This is a genomic window from Variovorax sp. Varisp41 (assembly GCF_047325085.1).
Taxonomy (GTDB): domain Bacteria; phylum Pseudomonadota; class Gammaproteobacteria; order Burkholderiales; family Burkholderiaceae_C; genus Variovorax.
Window position 1 is genome coordinate 705,434 of sequence record NZ_CP168540.1, and the last position, 19,936, is coordinate 725,369.

Below are 19,936 nucleotides of genomic sequence, written 5' to 3' on the forward strand. Positions count from 1 at the left end.
CGCTCACATGCGCGCGCGGTGCGCCTCGTAGCCGGGCTCGAGTTCCACGTCCATCGACTGCAGGAAGCGGCTCACGCAGACATAGAAGCTCGCGGTCAGCACCAGTTCGACCACGGCCGCGTCGTCGAAGCCGAGGGTCTTGAGCTGCGCCACGGTGGCCGCCGAGGCCGAGGGGCCGCGCGTGACCTCCTCGGCCAGCTGCAGCACCGCGCGTTCGTCGGCATCGAAGAGATCGCTGTCGCGCCAGTGCGCGAGCGCGTCGATCCGCGCCTCGCTCACGCCGGCTTCGGTGGCCATCGGCAGGTGATGGGCCCATTCGTAGGCGGTGCCCGAGAGCTGCGCGCCGCGCAGGATCATCAGCTCGCGCAGCGGCCGCGGCGTCTTCGCGTTCAGGCGCAGCGGCCATGCGAAGTCGAGCCAGCCGCGGAACAGCTCGGGCGCGGTGCCCAGCACGCGGTAGAGATGGGGCAGGTGGAAGTCCGGCCCGCGCGCCGCGCGCACGCGCTCGAACAGCGCGGCGGCGCCGGGGTCTTCGGGATGCTCGGGCAGCAGGGGAACGCGGGGCATGGGCGGGGTCCTCGGTCGGTGGATGTCAGGCGGCGCGGGTGTCGGGCCGCAGGCCGGGCGAGGGCGCGTTGCCGGCCGTGGTGCCGGCGTCGACCGGCAGGATCACGCCCGTGACCCAGCGTGCCTCGTCGCTCGCGAGGTAGGCCACGGCCTGGCCCACGTCCCAGCCCGAGCCCTCGGTCTGCAGCAGCGAGCGCTTGCGGCGCTGCTCGCGCACCTCGGGCGTCATGCGGCCCGCGACCATCGGCGTGTAGACCATGCCGGGCGCCACGCAGTTGACGCGGATGCCCTCGACGCCGTGGTGCGCGGCCATGGCGCGGGTCATGTTGACCACCGCGCCCTTCGAGGTCGGATAGAGCAGGGCCGGCGTGCCGCCGATCAGGCCCGCGACCGAGGCGATGTTGACGATGGCGCCGCGGTTCAGCTTGCGCATCTCGGGGATCGCGTACTTCGCCATCAGCATCATCGAGGTGACGTTGACGCGCAGCGCATGGTCCCAGGCCTCGAGGTCGAGGTCGACCGCGTTGCCGGCCGGCCCGCCGATGCCGACGTTGTTGACCAGGATGTCGACCCGGCCCCAGGCCTCGACCGCATGGACCACGGCCTGGCGGCATTGCGCGGCGTCCGAGACGTCGCAGCCCAGGGCGAGCGCGCTGCCGCCCTCGGCCGCGATCATGCGTTCGGTCTCGCGCGCGCACTCGGGCTGCGCATCGAGCAGCAGCACGCGCGCGCCGCGGCGCGCGAGCAGGATGGCGGCGGCGCGGCCGTTGCCGATCTCGGCGCTGCGCGAGCCGGCGCCGGTGACGATCGCGACGCGGCCTTCGAGGCTGCTGCTGGCGGCCTCGGCATGGGGTGTGGGGGCGGTGGAGGTGTTCACGTTGCGGGCGCGAGGCCGGGGACGATGGAGGGAGTGGTCCGCAGCTTAAGTCGCGAGGCCCGTGCCGAAGAACGGTGTTTCTCCCAGGGTGAATCGTTTCATTGAAAGGTGTAGGGGCGGCGCGTCGAGCAGCGTGGAGGGCGGGTCAGGCCGCGCGCTTGCGCGGCTTCGGGGCCGTAGGCGCCGGCACCGGCCCGCACGAGCCGCGCAGCACGAACTGCGTGGGTGCGAGCACGCGGCGCGGCGGCGCGTCGGGCGCCTCGCGCATGCGCTCGAGCAGCATCTTCACGCCGTCCTCGGCCGCGCGGTCGAGGTTCACCGTCACGCTGCTGATCGGCGGGCGGTGGCTGCGCGCGAAGTCGGGGTCGCCCATGGTAACCAGCGAGATGTCCTGCGGAATGCGCAGGCCCTGTGCGGCGATGGCGTTGAGCACGTCGGCCAGCACGCTGGTGCCGAGGGTGACGAGCGCGGTCGGGCGCGGCGTGCCCTCGAGCAGCTGCGTGACCGCGTCGAAGGCGGGGCTGGTGGAGGTCGGCAGCCGCACGATGTGCCCCGGTTGCGCGGCCAGGCCGCTGGCCTCGAGGCCGGCCGTGAAACCCTCGATGCGGCGGCGCATCGGCCGGTTCTGCATGTCGGCCACCACCAGGCCCATCTCGCGATGGCCCAGGCCCGCGAGGTGCATCACGGCCTCCTTCATGCCGCGCGGATGGTCGAACAGCAGCTGGTCCTGCGCCACGTCCATGTCGCGGTCGAGGATCACGGCCGGGATGCCGAGCTTCTCGACCGCCTCGAGCACCGCCGGGTCGCGCTCGTTGCCCGGCGCGATGATCACGCCGTCCATGCGGCGGCTCTGGAACATCGAGAGGATCTCGAGCTCCCATTGCGGATCGTTGAGGCTGTTGGCCAGCAGCACCATGTAGCCGGCCTTGCGCAGCTTGGCCTCGAAGGTGCGGTAGAGCTTGGCGTAGAGCGGGTTGGCGACGTCGGTGAACATGCAGCCCACCGTGTGCGAGCTGCGCGAGCGCAGCGTCTGCGCCGCATGGTTGAGCCGCCAGTCGAGCTCGCGCATCGCGCGCTCGACGCGCTCGCGCAGCGCGGGGCTCACGTTTTCGACCTTGTTGATCACGCGCGAGACGCTGCCCAGCGACACGCCCGCGAGGGTGGCCACGTCCTTGATGCTTGCCTTGCCGGCCTTGGGGTTCATGCGCAGTGCGGTGCTCGTGCCCGAAAGCGCGAGATTCTAGGGGCCGGCTCAGCGCGCCGCGGGCGCCACCATGCGCTGCAGGAAGGGTTGGCGCGCGAACACCGCGTCGCGCGGACCGGCGTCGACCACGCGGCCGGCCTCCATCAGCACCACCGCGTCGAAGCGCTCGAGCAGGCTCAGCCGGTGCACCGAGGCCACCACGCAGGCGCGCGGGAAGGCCTGCGCGATGCGCTCGAGCACGCGTGCCTCGGTGGCGGCGTCGAGCGCGCTGGTGGGTTCGTCGAGCAGCAGCAGCGAGCTGCCCTGGGCCGCGAGCACGCCGCGCGCCAGGCACAGCCGCTGGCGCTGGCCGCCCGAGAGGTTGAAGCCACGCTCCGACACCGCCGTGTCGAGGTCGCCGTGGGTGGCGGCCAGCACCTCGTCGAAAGTGCTCGCATGCAGCGCGGCGCGCAGCGCGTCGTCGTCGAAGGGCAGGCCGAAGGCGAGGTTCTCGCGCACGCTGGCCTCGAACAGCTCGGTCTCCTGCGGGATCAGCGTGGCGAGGCGGCGCAGCTGCGTCCAGTCGGCGGGCTGGCCGTCGAGCGCGAGCGTGCCGCCCTGCGGCGCATAGAGGCCCGCGAGCACGCGCAGCAAGGTGCTCTTGCCGCCGCCGCTCGGGCCGACCAGCGCCACGCGTTCGCCGCGCCGCAAGGCGAGCGACACCGCGTGCAGGCCGCCGCGCGGGCGTTCCTCGCCGGGGACGGTCGGGGCGGGCGCGTTGCCGCGCGGCGCGTAGTTCCAGTCCAGCGCATCGATGGCCAGCGTCTGCCAGACGGCCTCGGCATCGATGCGTTCGGCCGCGGGCACCTGCTCGGGCGGCGTGGCCAGCGAGTCGCCCTTCGGCGCCTCCCAGATCGGCGCCGCGCTGCCGTAGTCGGTGTGCATGCGCGCGAAGAAGCTGAAGTTGGCCGCCACCGAGGTGACCACGCCCGCGGCCTGCTGCGCGTACTGGTAGATCATGAACACGCCGCCCAGCATCACCGCCTGGCCCGGCGCGCGCGACTGCCAGACGTAGATCACCACCAGCCCCCAGGTCAGCGCCAGGCCCATCAGGTCGACCGCGAACCACTTGCCCTCGTTGAGCACCACGGTGCGCTTCAGCGGCTCGGACACCGCGCGCATGCGCCCGCGCAACAGCAGCCGCGAGGCGCCTTGCAGCCGCAGGCCGATCACGGTCGAGGCATTGCCGAGGAAGTCGAGCAGCGCCGCCACGTAGCGGCGGTCGGCGTCGTTCTCGGTGCGCGCCAGCAGCATCAGCGCGCGGTCGATGCGCAGGATCACGACCGCGATCAGCACGTAGCCCGCGAGCGCGGTGGCGCCGCTGATGCGCGACAGCAGCGCCAGCGCCACCAGCGGCCCGACGAAGTTGACGACGTTGGTGAGCCAGATGAACTGGTTCTGCGCGAAGTCCGACAGCGCGCGGCTGGCCTGGTGCACCCGGTGCTGCAGCTCGCCCGAGTGGTGGCCGTCGTGCCAGGCCAGCGGCGCGGCGGCGATGCGCGCATAGAGCTGGTCGGCCAGGGTCTCGCGCACCTTCACGCCCACGTTGCGTTCGAGGATGCGGCCCGGCCCGTGCAGCGCCCAGGCGCCCACGTAGACGCCGGCCAGCGTGGCGATCCAGCGGCCGGCGCCACCGAAGTCGCCGCGCTGCAGTGCATTGATGGCCTGGCCCGCGAGATAGGGCAGGGTGAGGCGGATCAGCTGCGAGCTGGCCAGCAGCGCGGTGGCGCCCAGCAGCTGGGCGCGCGCGCCGGCGGCGAAATGCCACAGGGCTGCATAGAGTTCGCGGATGGCGCTGCCGGGCCGGGTGCTCGTGGATTGCATGGGGGCAGTGTGCCCAAGGCGGGCCGCCGTCCGGCGTAGGAGCGCGGCACGCACGCGTCGCTGATCCGCAACGAGGCGATGCAAAAGTAACTTTATGTATGGTTAAATCCGCCGCAACTTACGCGAAGTAGAGGACGAGGGGATCCCATGAAGCTGCTGTTGAGCCTTGCGTGCGCGGTCGTGGCCCTGGCCGGCTGCGTGAGCACGCCGCCGACGCCGACCGAGCCCGGAACCGGCCGCGGCCTGTCCTACGTGCCGAAGGTCGCGATGCAAGGCGTGGACCGTGTCCGCTACGACGCCGACGTGGCCGAATGCCGCACGGCCGCCACGCGCATCACCGCGCGCAACGAGGACAACGACTGGATGTGGGCCGCCTTCGGCCTGGGCCTGATCACGGTGCACGGCCAGGGCATCGCGGGCGCCGCGGCCTGGACCGGCCTCGCCGCCGTCATCGTCGACATGAACTCGCGCCCGCCCGAGTCGGTGATCGCCGAGCACCAGCAGATCGCCGTCGTGCACTGCATGGCCAAGCGCGGCTACCGCAACCTCGACCCGAACGTGCGCGACAGCTTCTATGCCTACGGCTACTCGCCGGTCGAGTCGTTCGCGCCGCGGCGCACCGGCGTCGACACCTACAACGTCGAGCGGATCGCGAAGAACGGCCGCTGCAACCTGCAGCCGCGCGCCGAACTCACGGCCAAGGGCCCGGGCTACGAGGCCTATGCCGTGCCCTGCGAGAACGGCGGCACCTGGGCCGTGCGTTGCGAGTTCGGCCAGTGCCGCGTGCTGGCGCAGGCGCCGGTCCGGCGCTCCTGAGGCGGCTTCCCGCCGGCCAAGAAAAAGCGGCGCCTCGAGCGCCGCTTGTTCTTTGGGTCAGGCTCAACGCCAGACGTAGTGACCGCGCACGTAGCGGCCATGCTCGCGATGCGCGGGCACCCAGACCTTGTGCTTGCGGTGGACCGGCGCCATGTGCGGCCGGTCGTAGCCCGGGCCGGGATGCGGCTGCGCCATGGCGGCGCCGGAGGAAGCGAGCAGGCCGAGAGCGGCCGCGAGGATGAAGAGGGTCTTTTTCATGTTGGAGTCCTTCATGGGAGTGGATGCGCGGCGAAGCACCGTCGCAGAGGCTTCGATCCGCACGGTGGAACCTTAGTTCGCTTCGGTGACGGCGCCGCGTAGGCGCTCGCGCAGTCCGCGCGCGGGCGCTCGGCCCTTGAGCGCGTGCAGCTCAGTTCACGACCAGCCCGCGCAGCGCGGGGTCGGCCGGCGGCGGCTTCAGGTCCATCTCGTGCAGGGTCTTCACCAGCAGCTCGGCGATCATGAGGTTGCGGTGCCGCTTGCTGTTGGCCGGGATCACGTGCCAGGGCGCATGCGCGCTCGAGGTCGCGGCCAGCGCCTTGTCGTAGGCGCGCTGGTAGGCATCCCACTTGGTGCGCACCTCGAGGTCGGCCATGCTGAACTTCCATTCCTTGCCGGGCGTGTCGATGCGCGCCTGCAGCCGCTGGCGCTGCTCCTCCTTGTCGATGTGCAGCATGCACTTCACGATGGTGGTGCCGGTCTCCACGAGCAGGCGCTCGAAGTCCTCGATCTGCGCGTAGCGGCGCTTCGTTTCGGCCTTGTCGATCCAGCCTTCGACCACCGGCACCAGCACGTCCTCGTAGTGGCTGCGGTTCCATACCATGACCTCGCCGGTGCGCGGCACCACGGCATGGCAGCGCCACAGGTAGTCGTGCGCGCGCTCCTCGTCGTTGGGCGCCTTGAAGGCACTCACGCGCACACCCAGCGGCGAGGTGCGCGAGAACACCCAGCGCACGGTGCCGTCCTTGCCGCTGGTGTCCATGCCTTGCAGCACCACCAGCAGCTTGCGGCGGCCTTCGGCATGCAGCAGGTTCTGCAGCTCGTCGAGCTCGATCGCCAGGGCGTCGAGGCGGTCGCGCTGTGCGGCCTCGTTGCCCTTGAGGAAGGGCGTGTCGCCGGGATCGATGCGGGAAAGCTGGAACTTGCTGCCGACGCGGTACTTCTTGAAGCTGGCCATGGCCTGCGGTCTCCGTTGAATGAACGAAGGCCACAGGGTACGCGATGCGCGCGCCGTGGCTGTCAGCGCTCGTCGGGATCGATCGAGGCGCTCCAGCGGCTGTCCCACTCGGCATGGCGCGCCGCGTCGTCGAGCACGCGCCGGTCGCGCTTGGTCGGGCGGCCCTGCTCGATGGCGAGCGCGGGCTCGCTGCCCATGCGGCGCTGCTCGCGGAAGGCGGCCTGCGCCGCCAGGCTCTCGGGCGTTTCCTCGTAGAGCTGCTGGGCCACCGGCGCCGGGCCGCGCTGGCCGCTGAGGCCGCGCACGGTGACGGTGCGCGTCAGCGGGCCGAGCCGCATCGCGACCGCGTCGCCGACCTTGACCTCGCGCGAGGCCTTGGCGACGTCGCCGTTCACCAGGATGCGGTTCTTGCCGATCTCCTCGGCCGCCAGCGAGCGGGTCTTGAAGAAGCGGGCGGCCCAAAGCCATTTGTCGATGCGAAGACGATCCATAAATCAGGAGGTGTGCCGGTCCAGGGGCAGGTGCACGACGGCGTCGAGCCCGGCGATATTGTCCCGCGTGTCGGGGCCCGTGCGGTTGTCGAGCGCGATCCGGCCGTCGAGCGCGAGCACGATCTCGCGGCAGATCGCGAGGCCCAGGCCCGAGCCGCTGGCGCTGTCGCCGGCCGAGAAGGGCGCGAACAGCCGCCGCCGCAACTCGGCGGAGATGCCCGGGCCGCTGTCGCGCACCCGCAGCATCGCCTCGCCGGCCTCGGCGCGCACCGCCACCGAGAGCGCGCCCCCGGCCGGCGTCTGCTTGATCGCGTTGTGCAGCAGGTTGCGCGTGAGCTCCTGCAGCATCCAGCGGTGGGCGCGCACCGGCACGGGTTGATCGGCATCGAGCTCGAAGTCGAGCGCCTTGTCGGCGATCAGCGGCGACAAGTCGAGCACGATCTGGCGCGCCACCTCGGCCAGGTCGAGCCGCACCGACTCGGGCTGCTGGCGCAACTGCTCGACCTTGGCCAGCGACAGCATCTGGTTGGCCAGCGCGGTGGCGCGGTCCACGGTCTGGGCGATCTCGACCAGCGCCTGCTCGGGCGCCAGGTCGCCGCGCCGGGCCGACTGCACCTGCGCCTTGAGCACCGCCAGCGGGGTGCGCAACTGGTGCGCGCTGTCGCGCACGAAGCGCTTCTGGTGGTCGAGCAGCCGCTGCAGCCGCCCCATGACCTCGGTGGTGGCATCGATCAGCGGACGCAGCTCGCGCGGCGCATCGGGCGCGTCGATCGGCGACAGGTCGTCGGCGGCGCGCCGCTCGATCGCCTCGCCGAGCTGGCGCACCGGCCGGGTCGCGCGCTGCACCACGAACACGGTGACGGCCGCGATCACGCCCATCAGCAGCAGCTGGCGCCAGAGCGTGTCGAGCAGCAGCTTGCGCACCAGGGTCTCGCGCAGCTCCAGGGTCTCGGCCACCTGCACCACGGCCATGCCGCGGCCGCGCGCGCTGGCCACCGGCTGCAAGAGCACCGCCACGCGCACCGGCTGGTCGCGAAAGCGCGCGTCGTAGAAGTCGACCAGCGCGGCGTAGGGCGTGCGATCGGGAATGCGGCCGTGCCAGAACGGCAGCTCGGCGAAGCCCGAGATCATCTCGCCGTGCAGCGTGGAGACGCGGTAGAAGAGCCGGCTGCGGTTGTCGGCCTCGAAGGCCTCGAGCGCCGAGTAGGGCACGATCGCGCGCAGCTCGGCCTGCTCGTCGTAGCCCGCCACGTCGAGCTGCTCGCCGATGGTCTTGGCCGAGGCGAGCAGCGTACGGTCGTAGGCGGTGGTGGCGGCGGCCAGGCTCTGGCGGTAGAGGCTCACGCTGTTGATCACGATCAGCAGCGCGACCGGCGCGAGGATGCCGAACAGCAGCCTCGCGCGCAGCGACAGGTTGGTCGTCATGACTCCGCGCGAAGCAGGTAGCCGAGCCCGCGCAGCGTCATCAGCGCGGCGCCGGTGCCCACGAGCTTCTTGCGCAGCCGGTACACCACCACCTCGACCGCCTCGTACTGCACGTCGGTCTCGCCGGGGAACACGAGCTCGAACAGCCGTTCCTTGGTGACGGCATGGCCGGGCTTCATCATCAGCGCCTTGAGCAGCGCGAGTTCGCGCGGCGTGAGTTCGAGCACCTCGGCGCGGTGGTAGATGGCGCCGCTGTCGGGCTCGAAGCGCAGGCCGCCGACCTCCTGCGGGTTGAGCACCGGGTCGGGCCCGGCGTTCTGGTTGCGCCGGCGCAGCGCGCGGATGCGGGCCTCGAGCTCGTCGAGGTCGAAGGGCTTGGGCAGGTAGTCGTCGGCGCCGGCGTTCAGGCCGACGATGCGGTCGCCCACGGTGCCGCGCGCGGTCAGCAGCAGCACGGGCGTGCGCAGGCCCTCGGCGCGCGCCTGCGCCAGCACCTGCAGGCCGTCGAGGTTCGGCAGGCTCAGGTCGAGCGCCACCACGTCGGGCTCGACCGCGCGCCAGTGCGCGAGCGCGAGCGCGCCGTCGCCGCACACGCGCACGTCGATCTTGCTACGCGCGAGGCTGCGCTGCAGCGTGACCTGCATCGAGGGATCGTCTTCGACCAGCAGCAACTTCATGGATCGGGGCGGCCGGCGGGGCGCGCGCGCAAGGCTTGGAAAGGAACTCGGAAGTGGGCCTGGAAGAGGGCTCGGGGCGGGGAGCGGGCTTCGGTGTTTTCCCCAGTCCGCCGGACAGCCAACTGACAGCGGGGCGGCGCATGATAGCGGCTCAGGTCCTAGTCAGGTTCCGTTCTTTCCCCTCAGGAGACACCAACGATGCGTCGCGATACCTTTTTGAAGTCCCTGGCCGCGCTGGCCGCCGCTGGCGCGCTGCCGCTGTCGGCGCGTGCCGCCGCCAACGTCAAGATGATGATTCCCGCCAACCCCGGCGGTGGATGGGACACCACGGGTCGCGCGCTCGGCAAGGCACTGACCGATGCCAAGGTGGCCGACACGGTGGCCTACGACAACAAGGGCGGCGCCGCCGGCGCGCTGGGCCTGGCCCAGTTCGTCAACGGCTCCAAGGGCGACCCGAACGCGCTGATGGTCATGGGCTCGGTCATGCTGGGCGGCATCATCACCGGCAAGCCGCCGGTCAAGCTCGAGCAGGCCACGCCGATCGCGCGCATGACCACCGAATACAACGTCTTCGTGCTGCCCTCGAACTCGCCGTTCAAGACCATGAAGGACGTGGTCGAGCAGCTCAAGAAGGACCCGGGCAGCGTCAAGTGGGGCGGCGGTTCGCGCGGCTCCACCGAGCACATCGCCGCGGCCATGATCGCGCAGAAGGTCGGCGCCGATCCCTCGAAGATCAACTACGTGGCCTTCCGTGGCGGCGGCGAGGCCACCGCGGCCATCCTCGGCGGCAACGTCACCATCGGCGGCAGCGGCTACAGCGAGTTCGCCGAATACATCGCGGCCGGCAAGATGAAGCCCATCGCCGTCACCTCGGCCCAGCGCCTGCCCGGCATCAACGTGCCCACGCTCAAGGAGCAGGGCATCGACGTCGAGATCGGCAACTGGCGCGGCGTGTACGGCGCGCCCGGCATCAGCGCCGAGCAGCGCAAGGCCCTGACCGACATGGTGCTGGCCGCGCTCAAGAGCGCCTCGTGGGCCGAGTCGCTCAAGAAGAACGACTGGACGCCGGCCGTGATCTCGGGCGACGCCTTCACCAAGTTCGTCGACGACGACTTCGCGAGCCTGCGCGCCATCATGGCCAAGTCCGGCATGGTCTGAGCGCCCGCTCTGCCCAGCCCACACGGCGCGCTGTCACTCACGACAGCGTGCCGTTTTCAAATCCAGCCCGTCTCGCTCGAATCCGGGAGCAGAAATGACAACACCACATCCCTCGATGGCGCCGCCCGAAGCGGGCGCCCCCCCCGCCGCGCCCTGGCCTCAAACCGCCGTCGGCATCGGCGTGCTGCTGACCGGCGCGGCGCTGGCCTTCGGCGCGATCGGCATCTCCTCCGAAGCCGGCTATGGCGGTGTCGGGCCCAACTTCCTGCCCTGGCTGGTGTCCATCGTGCTGATGGTCTGCGGCGCCTGGATCACCTGGGAGGCGCGCAGCGGCGGCTTTCGCGAACTCGAGGCGCCCTCGGGCGGCGACCGCGCCTACTGGCCCGGCTTCGTGTGGGTCTCGGCCGGGCTGCTGCTCAACGCGGCGCTGATCACCACCATCGGCTTCATCCTGAGCTGCGCGCTGTGCTACCTGCTCGCGGTGCAGGGCCTGCGCCGCGCGAGCGGCCAGCCGGCCGCCGGTTCGGCGCGCACCTGGGTGGTCGACTTCCTGACCGGCGCCGCGATCTCGGCGCCGGTGTTCTGGATGTTCACCAAGTTCCTGGCCATCAGCCTGCCGGGCCTCACTGCCACAGGGTGGATCTGACATGAACCCCCACGCTCATCACTTCGTGTATTCGCTGCCCCCCGAGGGGGCGCAGGCCTCCCTCGGGGCGGCCCAGCGGGAGGCCTGACATGGACATCTTCAACGCACTCCTGGCCGGCTTCGCGGCCGCGATCACCCCGATCAACCTGCTGTGGTGCCTCATTGGTTGCGCCCTGGGCACGGCCGTCGGCGTGCTGCCCGGCATCGGCCCCGCGGTGGCGGTGGCGATGCTGCTGCCGATCACCGGCAAGGTCGACATCACGGCCTCGATGATCTTCTTCTCGGGCATCTACTACGGCGCCATGTACGGCGGCTCGACCACCTCGATCCTGCTCAACACGCCCGGCGAAACCGCCAGCATGGTGACGGCGATGGAGGGCAACAAGATGGCCAAGAGCGGCCGCGCGGGCGCGGCGCTCGCCACCGCGGCCATCGGCTCCTTCGTCGCCGGCACCATCGCCACCGTGGTCGTCACGTTGTTCGCGCCCTTCGTGGCCGACTACGCGGTGCGGCTCGCGGCGCCCGAGTACTTCCTGCTGATGCTGCTGGCCTTCACCACCGTGAGCGCGGTGCTCGGCAAGAGCACGCTGCGCGGCATGACGGCGCTGTTCGCGGGCCTGGCGATCGGCTGCGTCGGCCTCGATCAGATCTCGGGCCAGGGCCGCTACACCGGCGACATGCCCGAGCTGCTCGACGGCATCGAGATCGTGCTGGTGGCCGTGGGCTTGTTCGCGGTGGCCGAGGTGCTCTACGCGGTGCTCTACGAAGGCCGCGTGGTCGAGGGGCAGAACAAGCTGACCCGGGTGCACATGACCGGGCGCGACTGGAAGCGCTCGATCCCGGCCTGGCTGCGCGGCGCGGCCATCGGCACGCCCTTCGGCTGCATCCCGGCCGGCGGCACCGAGATCCCGACCTTCCTGAGCTACGCCGCCGAGAAGAAGCTCGCGAAGGACGAGGAAGCGAAGAAGGAGTTCGGCACCGTCGGCGCGATCGAGGGCGTGGCCGGTCCCGAGGCCGCGAACAACGCCACCGTGACCGCGGCGCTGATCCCGCTGCTCACGCTCGGCATCCCGACCTCGAACACCACGGCCATCATGCTGGGTGCGTTCCAGAACTACGGCATCCAGCCGGGCCCGCAGCTGTTCACCACTTCGGCCGCGCTGGTCTGGGCGCTGATCGCCTCGCTCTACATCGGCAACCTCATGCTGCTGGTGCTGAACCTGCCGATGGTGGGCCTGTGGGTCAAGCTGCTGAAGATCCCGAAGCCGCAGCTCTATGCCGGCATCCTGATCTTCGCGACCGTCGGTGCCTACGGCATGCGCCAGAACACCTTCGACCTGTTCCTGCTCTATGCCATCGGCCTGCTGGGCGTGGTGATGCGGCGCTTCGACTTCCCGACCGCGCCGGTAGTGGTCGGCATGATCCTGGGCCCGCTGGCCGAGGCCAACCTGCGCAACGCCATCGCGATGGGGCAGGGCAGCCCGGTGGTGTTCTTCCAGCGGCCCGAATCGATCGTGATCATCGTCGTGATCCTCGCCGTGCTGGTGCTGCCGCGCGTGGCCAAGCGCATGAGCGAGAAGAAGCTGGCGCGGCTGGCGGCCTCGGGCTGAGGCCGGTCGCCAACCTACACAGCGCCGCGGGCAGCTATGCCCGCGGCGCTTTTTCTTTGGGTTGCCGCCCTGTGCGCGCACACGAACGGTTTCAGAAGCCGGCCAAATTCCATAAAATGAGAAGCATTCTTATTCGTTGATGGGTGCCCGGCACTCGTTGGAGGAGTGCCATGGCCGCGGCCGAATCCGCCTTGCAGCAGGAAGTCCGAAGCTTGTACAGCGACCATCACGGCTGGCTGCAGGGCTGGCTGCGCCGCCGCCTGGGCAATGCCTTCGATGCGGCGGACCTCGCGCACGACGTCTTCATCCGCCTGCTGGCGCGCAGGGAACCGGTCGCGATGAAGGAGCCGCGCGCCTACCTGTCGTCGGTGGCGCGCGGCCTGGTGATCGACCACTGGCGTCGCCGCGAGCTCGAGCAGGCCTGGCTCGAAACGCTGGCGCAAATGCCCGAGGCGACCGCGCCTTCGCCCGAGCAGCGCCTGCTGATCCTCGAGGCGCTGGTCGAGATCGACCGCATACTCGACACGCTCAAGCCCGCCGTGCGCACGGCCTTCCTGCTGGCCCAGTTCGACGGCCTGAGCTGCCGCGAGATCGGCGAGCGGCTGGGCGTGTCGCTGGCCACGGCCGAGCGCTACGTGGCGAAGGCGCTGCGCGCCTGCTACGCGTTCCGCTTCGAGGCATGAGCGCCGCGCCGGGCCGCCCCAAGCAAGCTCGCACCGCAGTGCGAAGCACGAAGGTATTTCGATGAGCACTGTTTTGCCCGACAGCGTGATCGACGCCGCCATCCTGTGGTCGGTGCGGCTGGCCCATGGCGAACCCACCCCGAAGATGCGGCGCGCGCACGCGCAATGGCTGGCGGCCGATCCGCGCCATGCGCAGGCCTGGCAGCGCGTCGGCGACCTGCGGCGCGGCTTTGCCGGCATGCCGGCGGGCCCCGCGCGCGACACCCTGCAGGCCGCGCAGCTGCACCGGCAGCAGCGCGGCCGCCGTGCCGCGCTCAAGCTGCTGTCGCTGGCCGGCGTGGCGCTGGGCGCGGGCTGGCTGCTGCGCGAGCACGCGCCCTGGCAGCGCCTGCTGGCCGATGCCAGCACCGGCACCGGCGAGCAGCGCACCCTGCGGCTGGCCGACGGCACGACGCTGGAGCTCAACACCGACAGCGCGGTCAGCACCGACCTGAACGGCGAGCGCCGCCTCGTGGTGCTGCGGCGCGGCGAGATCATGGTCAGCACCGGCGACGATGCCGGCGCCGCAGCGAAGCGCCCGTTCTGGGTCTACACGCCGTTCGGCCGCATGCAGGCGCTGGGCACGCGCTTCGTGGTGCGCATCGACGAACGGCGCGCGCGCGTCAGCGTGCAGCAGGGCGCGGTGGCGCTGCACCCGGGCGACGGTCCGGCCGAGGCCGTGGTGCAGGCGGGCCAGAGCCGCTGGCTCGCCGAATCGGGCAGCTCGCCGGCCGCCAGCCGCGGCTTCGACGAGGACGGCTGGGTCGACGGCGTGATCGCCGGCCGGAACATCCGCATGGCCGACCTGCTGGCCGAGCTCGGCCGCTACCGCCATGGCGTGGTGCTGTGCGATCCGGCCGTGGCCGAGCTGCGCGTCTCGGGCGTGTTCCATGTGCGCGACAGCGACCGCGCGCTGCAGTTCCTCGCGCAGACGCAGCCGATCTCGGTGCGGCTGCGCACGCGCTACTGGGTGTCGGTCGGCCCGCCGGCCTGAGCGGGCCTTTCAGAAAAATTTCGAGGACGACGCGAAAAAACTGAGGGGATCGAGTTTCTCGTCCGACCTCCTGGATGAACCCGCTCGGCGACGAGCGCCTTCCATCCTTCGAGCCTGTCCAGACCCATGAGCCTTTCCCGATTCCGCGCCGCCGGCGCGCCGACCTTCGCGCTGCACACGGCGCTGCATGCCGCGCTGGCCCTGGCCGTGTTCGCCGCCGCCGCGCTGCCCGAGGCGGCGCGCGCGCAGGCGCCCGACGAGATCCGCAGCTTCAGCGTGCCCGCCGGCCCGCTCGATGCCGCGCTCGACCGCTTCGCGCGCAGCGCGGGCGTCAACCTCAGCTACGACCCGGCGCTGGTCGCGGGCGCCGTCACGCGCGGGCTCGAGGGCCGCCACGGCATCGCGAGCGGCCTGGCCGCGCTGCTGGCCGGCAGCGCGCTCGAGGCCGTGCCGCGCCAGGGCGGCGGCTTCTCGCTGCGCCGCGTGGAGACGCGCGCGCCCGTGGTCCCCGGCGCCGGCGGCGCGGCGCTGGCGCCGGTGACGGTCACGGCCGCCGGCCCCGCGGCCGACGTGCTCGCGGCGCCCTACGCGGGCGGGCAGGTGGCGCGCGGCGGCCGGCTCGGCATGCTGGGCACGGCCGACATCTTCGAGACGCCGTTCAGCACCAAGGCCTACACGGCCGAGCTGATCCGCAACCAGGGCGCGCGCAACGTCAACGACATGGTGGCCAACGATCCCTCGATCCGCACCAGTCTGTCGGCCACCTCGCCGCTCGACCAGAGCTCGATCCGCGGCTTCCTCACCAACAGCGACGCCTACCTGTTCGACGGCCTCGAGGGCCTCTTCGCGTACAGCAACATCCCGATCCAGCACTACGAGCGCCTCGAGGTGCTCAAGGGGCCGGCGGCCGGGCTGGTCGGCGCCTCGGGCTACGGCAGCACCACCGGCGGCAGCTTCAACCTGGTGCCCAAGCGCGCCACCGACACGCCGGTGCGCTCGATCACGCTGTCGGCCAACCAGCGCTCGCTGCTCGGCACCCATGTCGACCTGGGCCAGCGCTTCGGCGCCGACCACCAGTTCGGCGCGCGCATCAACCTCAGTGCCGAGGACGGCCGGGTCTACGACGGCGCCGACCGGCGCCTGGCCGCGGCGCAGATCGCGCTCGACTACCGCGGCGACCGCTTCCGTGCCGTGCTCGATGCCGGCTACACGCGGCGCACCTCGTCGCCGCTGTTCAACCACTGGCTGCTGCAGGCCGGTGCCGCGCTGCCGCCGCCGCCCGATCCCAAGGTGCATCCCAAGCCCTCGTGGGAGATGCTCGAGGTGCGCCAGCCCTTCGCGCTGCTGAGCACCGAGTGGGACTTCGCGGACAACTGGACCGCCTATGCGCGCTTCGGCAAGCTGCGCGAGACCGCGCCCGAGCGCCGCTACATCGACCAGACCACCATCAACGGCCTGGGCCAGGTCAACTACAGCAGCGCCTCGAGCCTGCTGTGGACGCAGTCCAACCAGGTGGCCGACGTCGGCGTGCGCGGCAGCTTCTCACTCGGGGCGACCAAGCACAAGCTCGCGCTCAGCGCCGTGTCGCAGCGCCAGCAGCTGCTCGACATGCGTTCGCAGTCGCTGCCGCTGCCCCAGCGCGTGGTCGGCAGCATCTACACGCCGAACCTGGTGCCGAATCCCTTCGCCTTCGGCGTGCCGGTGGTGCAGGGCGTCGACAGCCCGGCGCTCGACCTCGACAGCCTCGCGGTGGCCGACACGATCTCGGCCTTCGACGATCGCCTGTTCGTCACGCTGGGCGCGCGCCACCAGCGCATCAGGAAGCTGCCCTACGACCAGTCGAAGACCACGCCCACGGTGGCCGCGCTCTACAGGTTCGACAACGGCATCTCGGTCTACGGCAACTACGCCGAATCGCTGGCCCAGGGCGCGGTGGCGCCGGCCGGCGCGCGCAACGCGGGCGAGCAGCTCGCGCCCTATCTGTCGCGCCAGCACGAGTTCGGCCTCAAGTGGGACCGCGGCAGCCATGGCCTCACCGTCGCGTACTTCGACATCCGCAAGGCCACGGCCTTCGTCGACAGCGACAACTTCTTCCGCGCCGCCGGCCTGCAGCGCAACAAGGGCGTGGAGATCGAGAGCTTCGGCGAGATCGGCAAGGGCCTGCGCCTGCTGGGCGGCGTGGCCTGGATCGATGCGCGCATGTCGAAGACCGCGGGCGGCGCGAGCGACGGGAAGAAGGCCATCGGCGTGCCCGAGTTCACCGCCAATCTCGGCCTGGAGTACGACGTGCCGGCCGTGCCCGGCCTCACGCTGACCGGCCGCTACATCTACACCGACAGCGCCTGGGTCGACCTCGCGAACACGCAGCGCGTGCCCTCGTGGAAGCGCATCGACATCGGCGCGCGCTACGCCACGCGCGTGAACGGCGTGGCCACCACCTGGCGCGCTGGCATCTCGAACCTGCTCGACGACCGCTACTGGACCATCGCGGGGCGCAACTTCATCTCGGTGGCGCCGCCGCGGACCTGGCAAGTGCAGGCCAGCTTCGACTTCTAGGGCGCCTTCGCCAGGTCGTCGTCGATGTGCGGATCCGGCGGCTGCCCGCGCAGCCTGCGCACCGTGCGCCGGATCCAGTGCTCGATGTCGTCGACGTAGGTGAACACCGCCGGCACGACCAGCAGGCTCAGCACCGTCGAGGTGATCAGCCCGCCGATCACCGCCATCGCCATCGGCGAGCGGAAGCTCGAGTCGGCGGCGCTCCAGCCGAAGGCGATCGGCGCCATGCCGGCGCCCATGGCCAGGGTGGTCATGATGATCGGCCGCGCGCGCTTGTGGCAGGCATCGAGCAGCGCCTCCCAGCGGTTCATGCCGTGGTCGCGGCGCGCCACGATCGCGTACTCCACCAGCAGGATCGAGTTCTTGGTCGCGATGCCCATCAGCATGATCAGGCCGATCAGCGAGGGCATCGACAGCGCCTTCTGCCCCAGCAGCAGGCCGACGAAGGCGCCGCCCAGGGCGAGCGGCAGCGCGCACAGGATGGTCACCGGGTGCAGGAAGTCCTTGAACAGCAGCACCAGCACGATGTAGATGCACAGCACGCCGGTCAGCATCGCCAGGCCGAAGCTGTTGAACAGCTCGGTCATCACCTCGGCGTCGCCGACCTCGGTCACGCGCACGCCCGGCGGCAGGTTGCGGATCGAGGGCAGGGCCATCGCGGCGTTCTTGGCGTCGCCCAGGCCGACCGAGGAAAGCTCGATCTCGAAGTTGACGTTGCGCGAGCGGTCGTAGCGGTCGATCACGGCCGGGCCGCCCTCGACCGTGAGCTGCGCCACCTGGCCCAGCATCACCGGGCCGCGGCTGCCGGGCACGGTCAGCCGTTCGAGCAGCGCCAGGTCCTGCCGCGCGCTGTCCTCGAGCTTCACCAGGATCGGCACCTGGCGCTGCGCGAGGTTGAGCTTGGGCAGCGACTGGTCGTAGTCGCCCAGGGTGGCCACGCGCAGCGTCTCGGCGATGGCGCTGCTGGTCACGCCCAGGTCGGCGGCGCGCGCGAAGTCGGGGCGCACGGCGATCTCGGGCCGGATCAGGCTCGCGGTCGAGGTGATGTTGCCCAGGCCGGGGATGGTGCGCAGGTCGCGCTCCACGTCGCGCGCGGCGCTCACCAGCGTGGCCGGGTCGTCGCCCGACAGCGAGAGGATGTACTTCTCGCCCGAGCCGCCCAGGCCCACGGTGCTGCGCACGCCGGGCAGGGTCTCGAGGGCGCGGCGGATCTCGTTCTCGATCACCTGCTTGCGCGGCCGGTCGCCGCGCGGGTCGAGCTTCACCGTCAGCGTGGCCTTGCGCGTCTCGGGCGTGCCGAAGTTCGCGAACGGATCGCCGCCCGCGCTGCCGCCACCCACGGTCGTGTAGACGCTGCGCACGTGCCGGATCTTCATCAGCCGGTGGCGCGTCTCCTCGGCCGTGGCCTGCGTCTGCGCCAGCGTGGCGCCGGGCGCGAGCGAGAGGTAGACCTGGGTCTGCGAGTTGTCGTCGGGCGGGATGAAGCCGGTCTTCAGCAGCGGGATCATCGCCAGCGAGCCGAAGAAGAACAGCGTGGCCAGCACCATGGTCTTGAAGCGGTGCGTCATGCACCAGGTGACCCAGCGCATGTAGACCGACAGCCAGCGCGGCTCCTTCTCCTGGTCGACGATGGGCTTGAGCAGGTAGGCGGCCATCATCGGCGTGAGCACCCGCGCCACCACCAGCGAGGCGAACACCGCGAGCGAGGCGGTCCAGCCGAACTGCTTGAAGAACTTGCCGGCCACGCCGCTCATGAAGGCCGTGGGCAGGAACACCGCGATCAGCGTGAAGGTGGTGGCGATCACCGCCAGCCCGATCTCGTCGGCCGCCTCCATCGCCGCGTCGTAGGGCGACTTGCCCATGCGCAGGTGGCGCACGATGTTCTCGACCTCCACGATCGCGTCGTCGACCAGGATGCCGATCACCAGCGACAGCGCCAAGAGCGACACCACGTTGATCGAGAAGCCCAGCAGGTGCATGCCGATGAAGGCCGGGATGGCCGACATCGGCAGCGCCACGGCCGAGACGAAGGTGGCGCGCATGTCGCGCAGGAACAGCCACACCACCAGCACCGCGAGGATGGCGCCTTCGTACAGCAGGTGCAGCGAGCCGTCGTATTCCTCCTGCACCGGCTCCACGAAGTTGAAGGCCTCGGTGAGCTCGATGTCGGGGCGCTGGGCCTTGAGCTCGTCGAGCGCCTTGTGCACCAGCGCGCCCACCTCCACCTCGCTGGCGCCGCGGCTGCGCGCCACCTCGAAGCCTACCACCGGCTTGCCGTCGAGCAGCGCGGCCGCGCGCGGCTCGGCGATGGTGTCGCTGATGCGCGCCACCTGGTCCAGGCGCACGCGCCGGCCGTCCGACAGCGCGATCTGCATCGCGTTGAGCTGGTCGGCCGAGGTCACGGTGGCGAGCGTGCGCACCGGCTGCTCGCTGCCCGAGAGGTCGAAGCGGCCGCCCGCGCTCTCCACCTGCACCTGGCGCAGCTGGCGCGAGATGTCGGCGGCGGTGGCGCCGAGCGCCTGCAGCTTGTTGGGATCGATGTCCACGTGCACCTGGCGCGTGACGCCGCCCACGCGCGAGACCGCGCCCACGCCGGGCTGCGCCAGCAGCTTCTTGCTCACGTCGTTGTCGACGAACCACGACAGCGCCTCGGCGTCCATGTGGCTCGAGGCGATGGTGAAGGCCAGCACCGGCTGGGCCGCGAAGTCGAGCTTGGTGATGACCGGGTCGCGCACGTCGGCCGGCAGGTCGGCGCGCACCTTCTGCACCGCCGAGCGCACGTCGTCCACGGCCTCCTGCACCGGCTTCTCGAGCCGGAACTCGACGATCAGCGTGACCGCGCCGTCCTGCACCTTGGTCGTGATGTGCTTGAGGCCCTGTACGGTGGCGATCGAGTTCTCGATCTTGCGCGCGACGTCGTTCTCGAGCTGCGAGGGCGCGGCGCCCGGCAGCGAGGCCGAGACGGTGACGGTCGGCAGGTCGATGTCGGGGAAGTTCTGCACCTTCATCGCGTTGAAGGACAAAAGCCCGCCGAAGGTGAGCAGCACGAACAGCATCACCGCCGCGATGGGGTTGCGGATGGACCAGGCGGAAACGTTCATGGCGGTTTCTCCG

Annotated in this window: 17 protein-coding genes; 7 read left to right on the plus strand and 10 right to left on the minus strand. The window is 71.0% G+C overall.

The window, feature by feature from the left end; translation table 11 throughout:
* Positions 1 to 3: 3 nt before the first annotated feature.
* The 4 genes from ACEN9J_RS03320 to ACEN9J_RS03335 all read right to left on the minus strand — a co-directional run bounded on the left by ACEN9J_RS03320 (position 4) and on the right by ACEN9J_RS03335 (position 4,511).
* Positions 4 to 567 carry a carboxymuconolactone decarboxylase family protein gene (locus ACEN9J_RS03320; RefSeq protein WP_057596513.1) on the minus strand — a complete coding sequence of 188 codons (564 nt, stop codon included), beginning with the start codon at positions 565 to 567 and terminating at the stop codon, positions 4 to 6.
* Positions 568 to 592: 25 nt separating this feature from the next.
* The gene (locus ACEN9J_RS03325; protein WP_057596512.1) at positions 593 to 1,444 is read right to left on the minus strand and encodes an SDR family NAD(P)-dependent oxidoreductase; all 852 of its coding nucleotides are present in this window, start codon (positions 1,442 to 1,444) and stop codon (positions 593 to 595) included.
* A 145-nt stretch (positions 1,445 to 1,589) separates the two neighbouring features.
* On the minus strand, positions 1,590 to 2,648 hold the full coding sequence (locus ACEN9J_RS03330; RefSeq protein ID WP_057596511.1) for a substrate-binding domain-containing protein: 1,059 nt from the start codon (positions 2,646 to 2,648) through the stop codon (positions 1,590 to 1,592).
* Between the two features lie 48 nt (positions 2,649 to 2,696).
* On the minus strand, positions 2,697 to 4,511 hold the full coding sequence (locus ACEN9J_RS03335) for an ABC transporter ATP-binding protein (protein ID WP_413763331.1): 1,815 nt from the start codon (positions 4,509 to 4,511) through the stop codon (positions 2,697 to 2,699).
* Between the two features lie 147 nt (positions 4,512 to 4,658).
* On the opposite strand from ACEN9J_RS03335, the gene ACEN9J_RS03340 reads away from it, so the two are divergent.
* Positions 4,659 to 5,327 carry a hypothetical protein gene (locus tag ACEN9J_RS03340; RefSeq protein ID WP_413763332.1) on the plus strand — a complete coding sequence of 223 codons (669 nt, stop codon included), beginning with the start codon at positions 4,659 to 4,661 and terminating at the stop codon, positions 5,325 to 5,327.
* A 63-nt stretch (positions 5,328 to 5,390) separates the two neighbouring features.
* Here ACEN9J_RS03340 and ACEN9J_RS03345 read toward each other — a convergent pair whose 3' ends face one another.
* From ACEN9J_RS03345 to ACEN9J_RS03365, 5 genes are all read right to left on the minus strand, one after another.
* Complete coding sequence (locus ACEN9J_RS03345) at positions 5,391 to 5,585, minus strand: hypothetical protein (protein ID WP_413763333.1); 195 nt, start codon at positions 5,583 to 5,585, stop codon at positions 5,391 to 5,393.
* A 151-nt stretch (positions 5,586 to 5,736) separates the two neighbouring features.
* The gene (locus ACEN9J_RS03350; protein ID WP_057596507.1) at positions 5,737 to 6,543 is read right to left on the minus strand and encodes a PPK2 family polyphosphate kinase; all 807 of its coding nucleotides are present in this window, start codon (positions 6,541 to 6,543) and stop codon (positions 5,737 to 5,739) included.
* Between the two features lie 62 nt (positions 6,544 to 6,605).
* Positions 6,606 to 7,034: an RNA-binding S4 domain-containing protein gene (locus tag ACEN9J_RS03355; RefSeq protein WP_057596506.1), complete on the minus strand. Its 429-nt coding sequence runs from the start codon at positions 7,032 to 7,034 to the stop codon at positions 6,606 to 6,608.
* Between the two features lie 3 nt (positions 7,035 to 7,037).
* Entirely contained in the window at positions 7,038 to 8,459 is a 1,422-nt protein-coding gene (locus ACEN9J_RS03360; RefSeq protein WP_057596505.1) for a sensor histidine kinase, read from the minus strand.
* Positions 8,456 to 9,136: a response regulator transcription factor gene (locus tag ACEN9J_RS03365; RefSeq protein ID WP_261212757.1), complete on the minus strand. Its 681-nt coding sequence runs from the start codon at positions 9,134 to 9,136 to the stop codon at positions 8,456 to 8,458. Before ACEN9J_RS03365 ends, ACEN9J_RS03360 begins: the two co-directional genes overlap by 4 nt.
* Before the next feature lie 198 nt (positions 9,137 to 9,334).
* Here ACEN9J_RS03365 and ACEN9J_RS03370 point away from each other — a divergent pair, with 198 nt between their 5' ends.
* The 6 genes from ACEN9J_RS03370 (at position 9,335) to ACEN9J_RS03395 (ending at position 16,822) form a co-directional block, all read left to right on the plus strand.
* Positions 9,335 to 10,294 (plus strand): Bug family tripartite tricarboxylate transporter substrate binding protein, encoded by a 960-nt coding sequence (locus ACEN9J_RS03370; RefSeq protein ID WP_057596503.1) that lies wholly within the window; start codon positions 9,335 to 9,337, stop codon positions 10,292 to 10,294.
* A gap of 94 nt (positions 10,295 to 10,388) precedes the next feature.
* Positions 10,389 to 10,940 carry a tripartite tricarboxylate transporter TctB family protein gene (locus ACEN9J_RS03375; RefSeq protein ID WP_261212756.1) on the plus strand — a complete coding sequence of 184 codons (552 nt, stop codon included), beginning with the start codon at positions 10,389 to 10,391 and terminating at the stop codon, positions 10,938 to 10,940.
* Between the two features lie 89 nt (positions 10,941 to 11,029).
* Positions 11,030 to 12,550, plus strand: coding sequence for a tripartite tricarboxylate transporter permease (locus ACEN9J_RS03380; protein WP_057596501.1), 1,521 nt, complete (start codon positions 11,030 to 11,032; stop codon positions 12,548 to 12,550).
* Positions 12,551 to 12,720: 170 nt separating this feature from the next.
* Positions 12,721 to 13,233 (plus strand): sigma-70 family RNA polymerase sigma factor, encoded by a 513-nt coding sequence (locus ACEN9J_RS03385; protein WP_296739680.1) that lies wholly within the window; start codon positions 12,721 to 12,723, stop codon positions 13,231 to 13,233.
* 61 nt (positions 13,234 to 13,294) lie between these two features.
* On the plus strand, positions 13,295 to 14,266 hold the full coding sequence (locus ACEN9J_RS03390; RefSeq protein WP_413763334.1) for a FecR domain-containing protein: 972 nt from the start codon (positions 13,295 to 13,297) through the stop codon (positions 14,264 to 14,266).
* A 126-nt stretch (positions 14,267 to 14,392) separates the two neighbouring features.
* On the plus strand, positions 14,393 to 16,822 hold the full coding sequence (locus ACEN9J_RS03395) for a TonB-dependent receptor (RefSeq protein ID WP_413763335.1): 2,430 nt from the start codon (positions 14,393 to 14,395) through the stop codon (positions 16,820 to 16,822).
* Here the strand turns inward: ACEN9J_RS03395 and ACEN9J_RS03400 are convergent.
* A complete protein-coding gene (locus tag ACEN9J_RS03400; protein WP_413763336.1) occupies positions 16,819 to 19,923 on the minus strand; it encodes an efflux RND transporter permease subunit in 3,105 nt (1,034 codons plus the stop codon). The genes ACEN9J_RS03395 and ACEN9J_RS03400 overlap by 4 nt on opposite strands.
* Between the last annotated feature and the right edge of the window lie 13 nt (positions 19,924 to 19,936).

Coding starts and splice junctions, on each gene's coding strand:
- ACEN9J_RS03320 (WP_057596513.1), bottom strand. CDS start 567: ATGCCCCGCGTTCCCCTGCTGCCCGAGCATCCCGAAGACCCCGGCGCC.
- ACEN9J_RS03330 (WP_057596511.1), bottom strand. CDS start 2,648: ATGAACCCCAAGGCCGGCAAGGCAAGCATCAAGGACGTGGCCACCCTC.
- ACEN9J_RS03335 (WP_413763331.1), bottom strand. CDS start 4,511: ATGCAATCCACGAGCACCCGGCCCGGCAGCGCCATCCGCGAACTCTAT.
- ACEN9J_RS03340 (WP_413763332.1), top strand. CDS start 4,659: ATGAAGCTGCTGTTGAGCCTTGCGTGCGCGGTCGTGGCCCTGGCCGGC.
- ACEN9J_RS03345 (WP_413763333.1), bottom strand. CDS start 5,585: ATGAAAAAGACCCTCTTCATCCTCGCGGCCGCTCTCGGCCTGCTCGCT.
- ACEN9J_RS03350 (WP_057596507.1), bottom strand. CDS start 6,543: ATGGCCAGCTTCAAGAAGTACCGCGTCGGCAGCAAGTTCCAGCTTTCC.
- ACEN9J_RS03355 (WP_057596506.1), bottom strand. CDS start 7,034: ATGGATCGTCTTCGCATCGACAAATGGCTTTGGGCCGCCCGCTTCTTC.
- ACEN9J_RS03360 (WP_057596505.1), bottom strand. CDS start 8,459: ATGACGACCAACCTGTCGCTGCGCGCGAGGCTGCTGTTCGGCATCCTC.
- ACEN9J_RS03365 (WP_261212757.1), bottom strand. CDS start 9,136: ATGAAGTTGCTGCTGGTCGAAGACGATCCCTCGATGCAGGTCACGCTG.
- ACEN9J_RS03370 (WP_057596503.1), top strand. CDS start 9,335: ATGCGTCGCGATACCTTTTTGAAGTCCCTGGCCGCGCTGGCCGCCGCT.
- ACEN9J_RS03375 (WP_261212756.1), top strand. CDS start 10,389: ATGACAACACCACATCCCTCGATGGCGCCGCCCGAAGCGGGCGCCCCC.
- ACEN9J_RS03380 (WP_057596501.1), top strand. CDS start 11,030: ATGGACATCTTCAACGCACTCCTGGCCGGCTTCGCGGCCGCGATCACC.
- ACEN9J_RS03385 (WP_296739680.1), top strand. CDS start 12,721: ATGGCCGCGGCCGAATCCGCCTTGCAGCAGGAAGTCCGAAGCTTGTAC.
- ACEN9J_RS03390 (WP_413763334.1), top strand. CDS start 13,295: ATGAGCACTGTTTTGCCCGACAGCGTGATCGACGCCGCCATCCTGTGG.
- ACEN9J_RS03395 (WP_413763335.1), top strand. CDS start 14,393: ATGAGCCTTTCCCGATTCCGCGCCGCCGGCGCGCCGACCTTCGCGCTG.
- ACEN9J_RS03400 (WP_413763336.1), bottom strand. CDS start 19,923: ATGAACGTTTCCGCCTGGTCCATCCGCAACCCCATCGCGGCGGTGATG.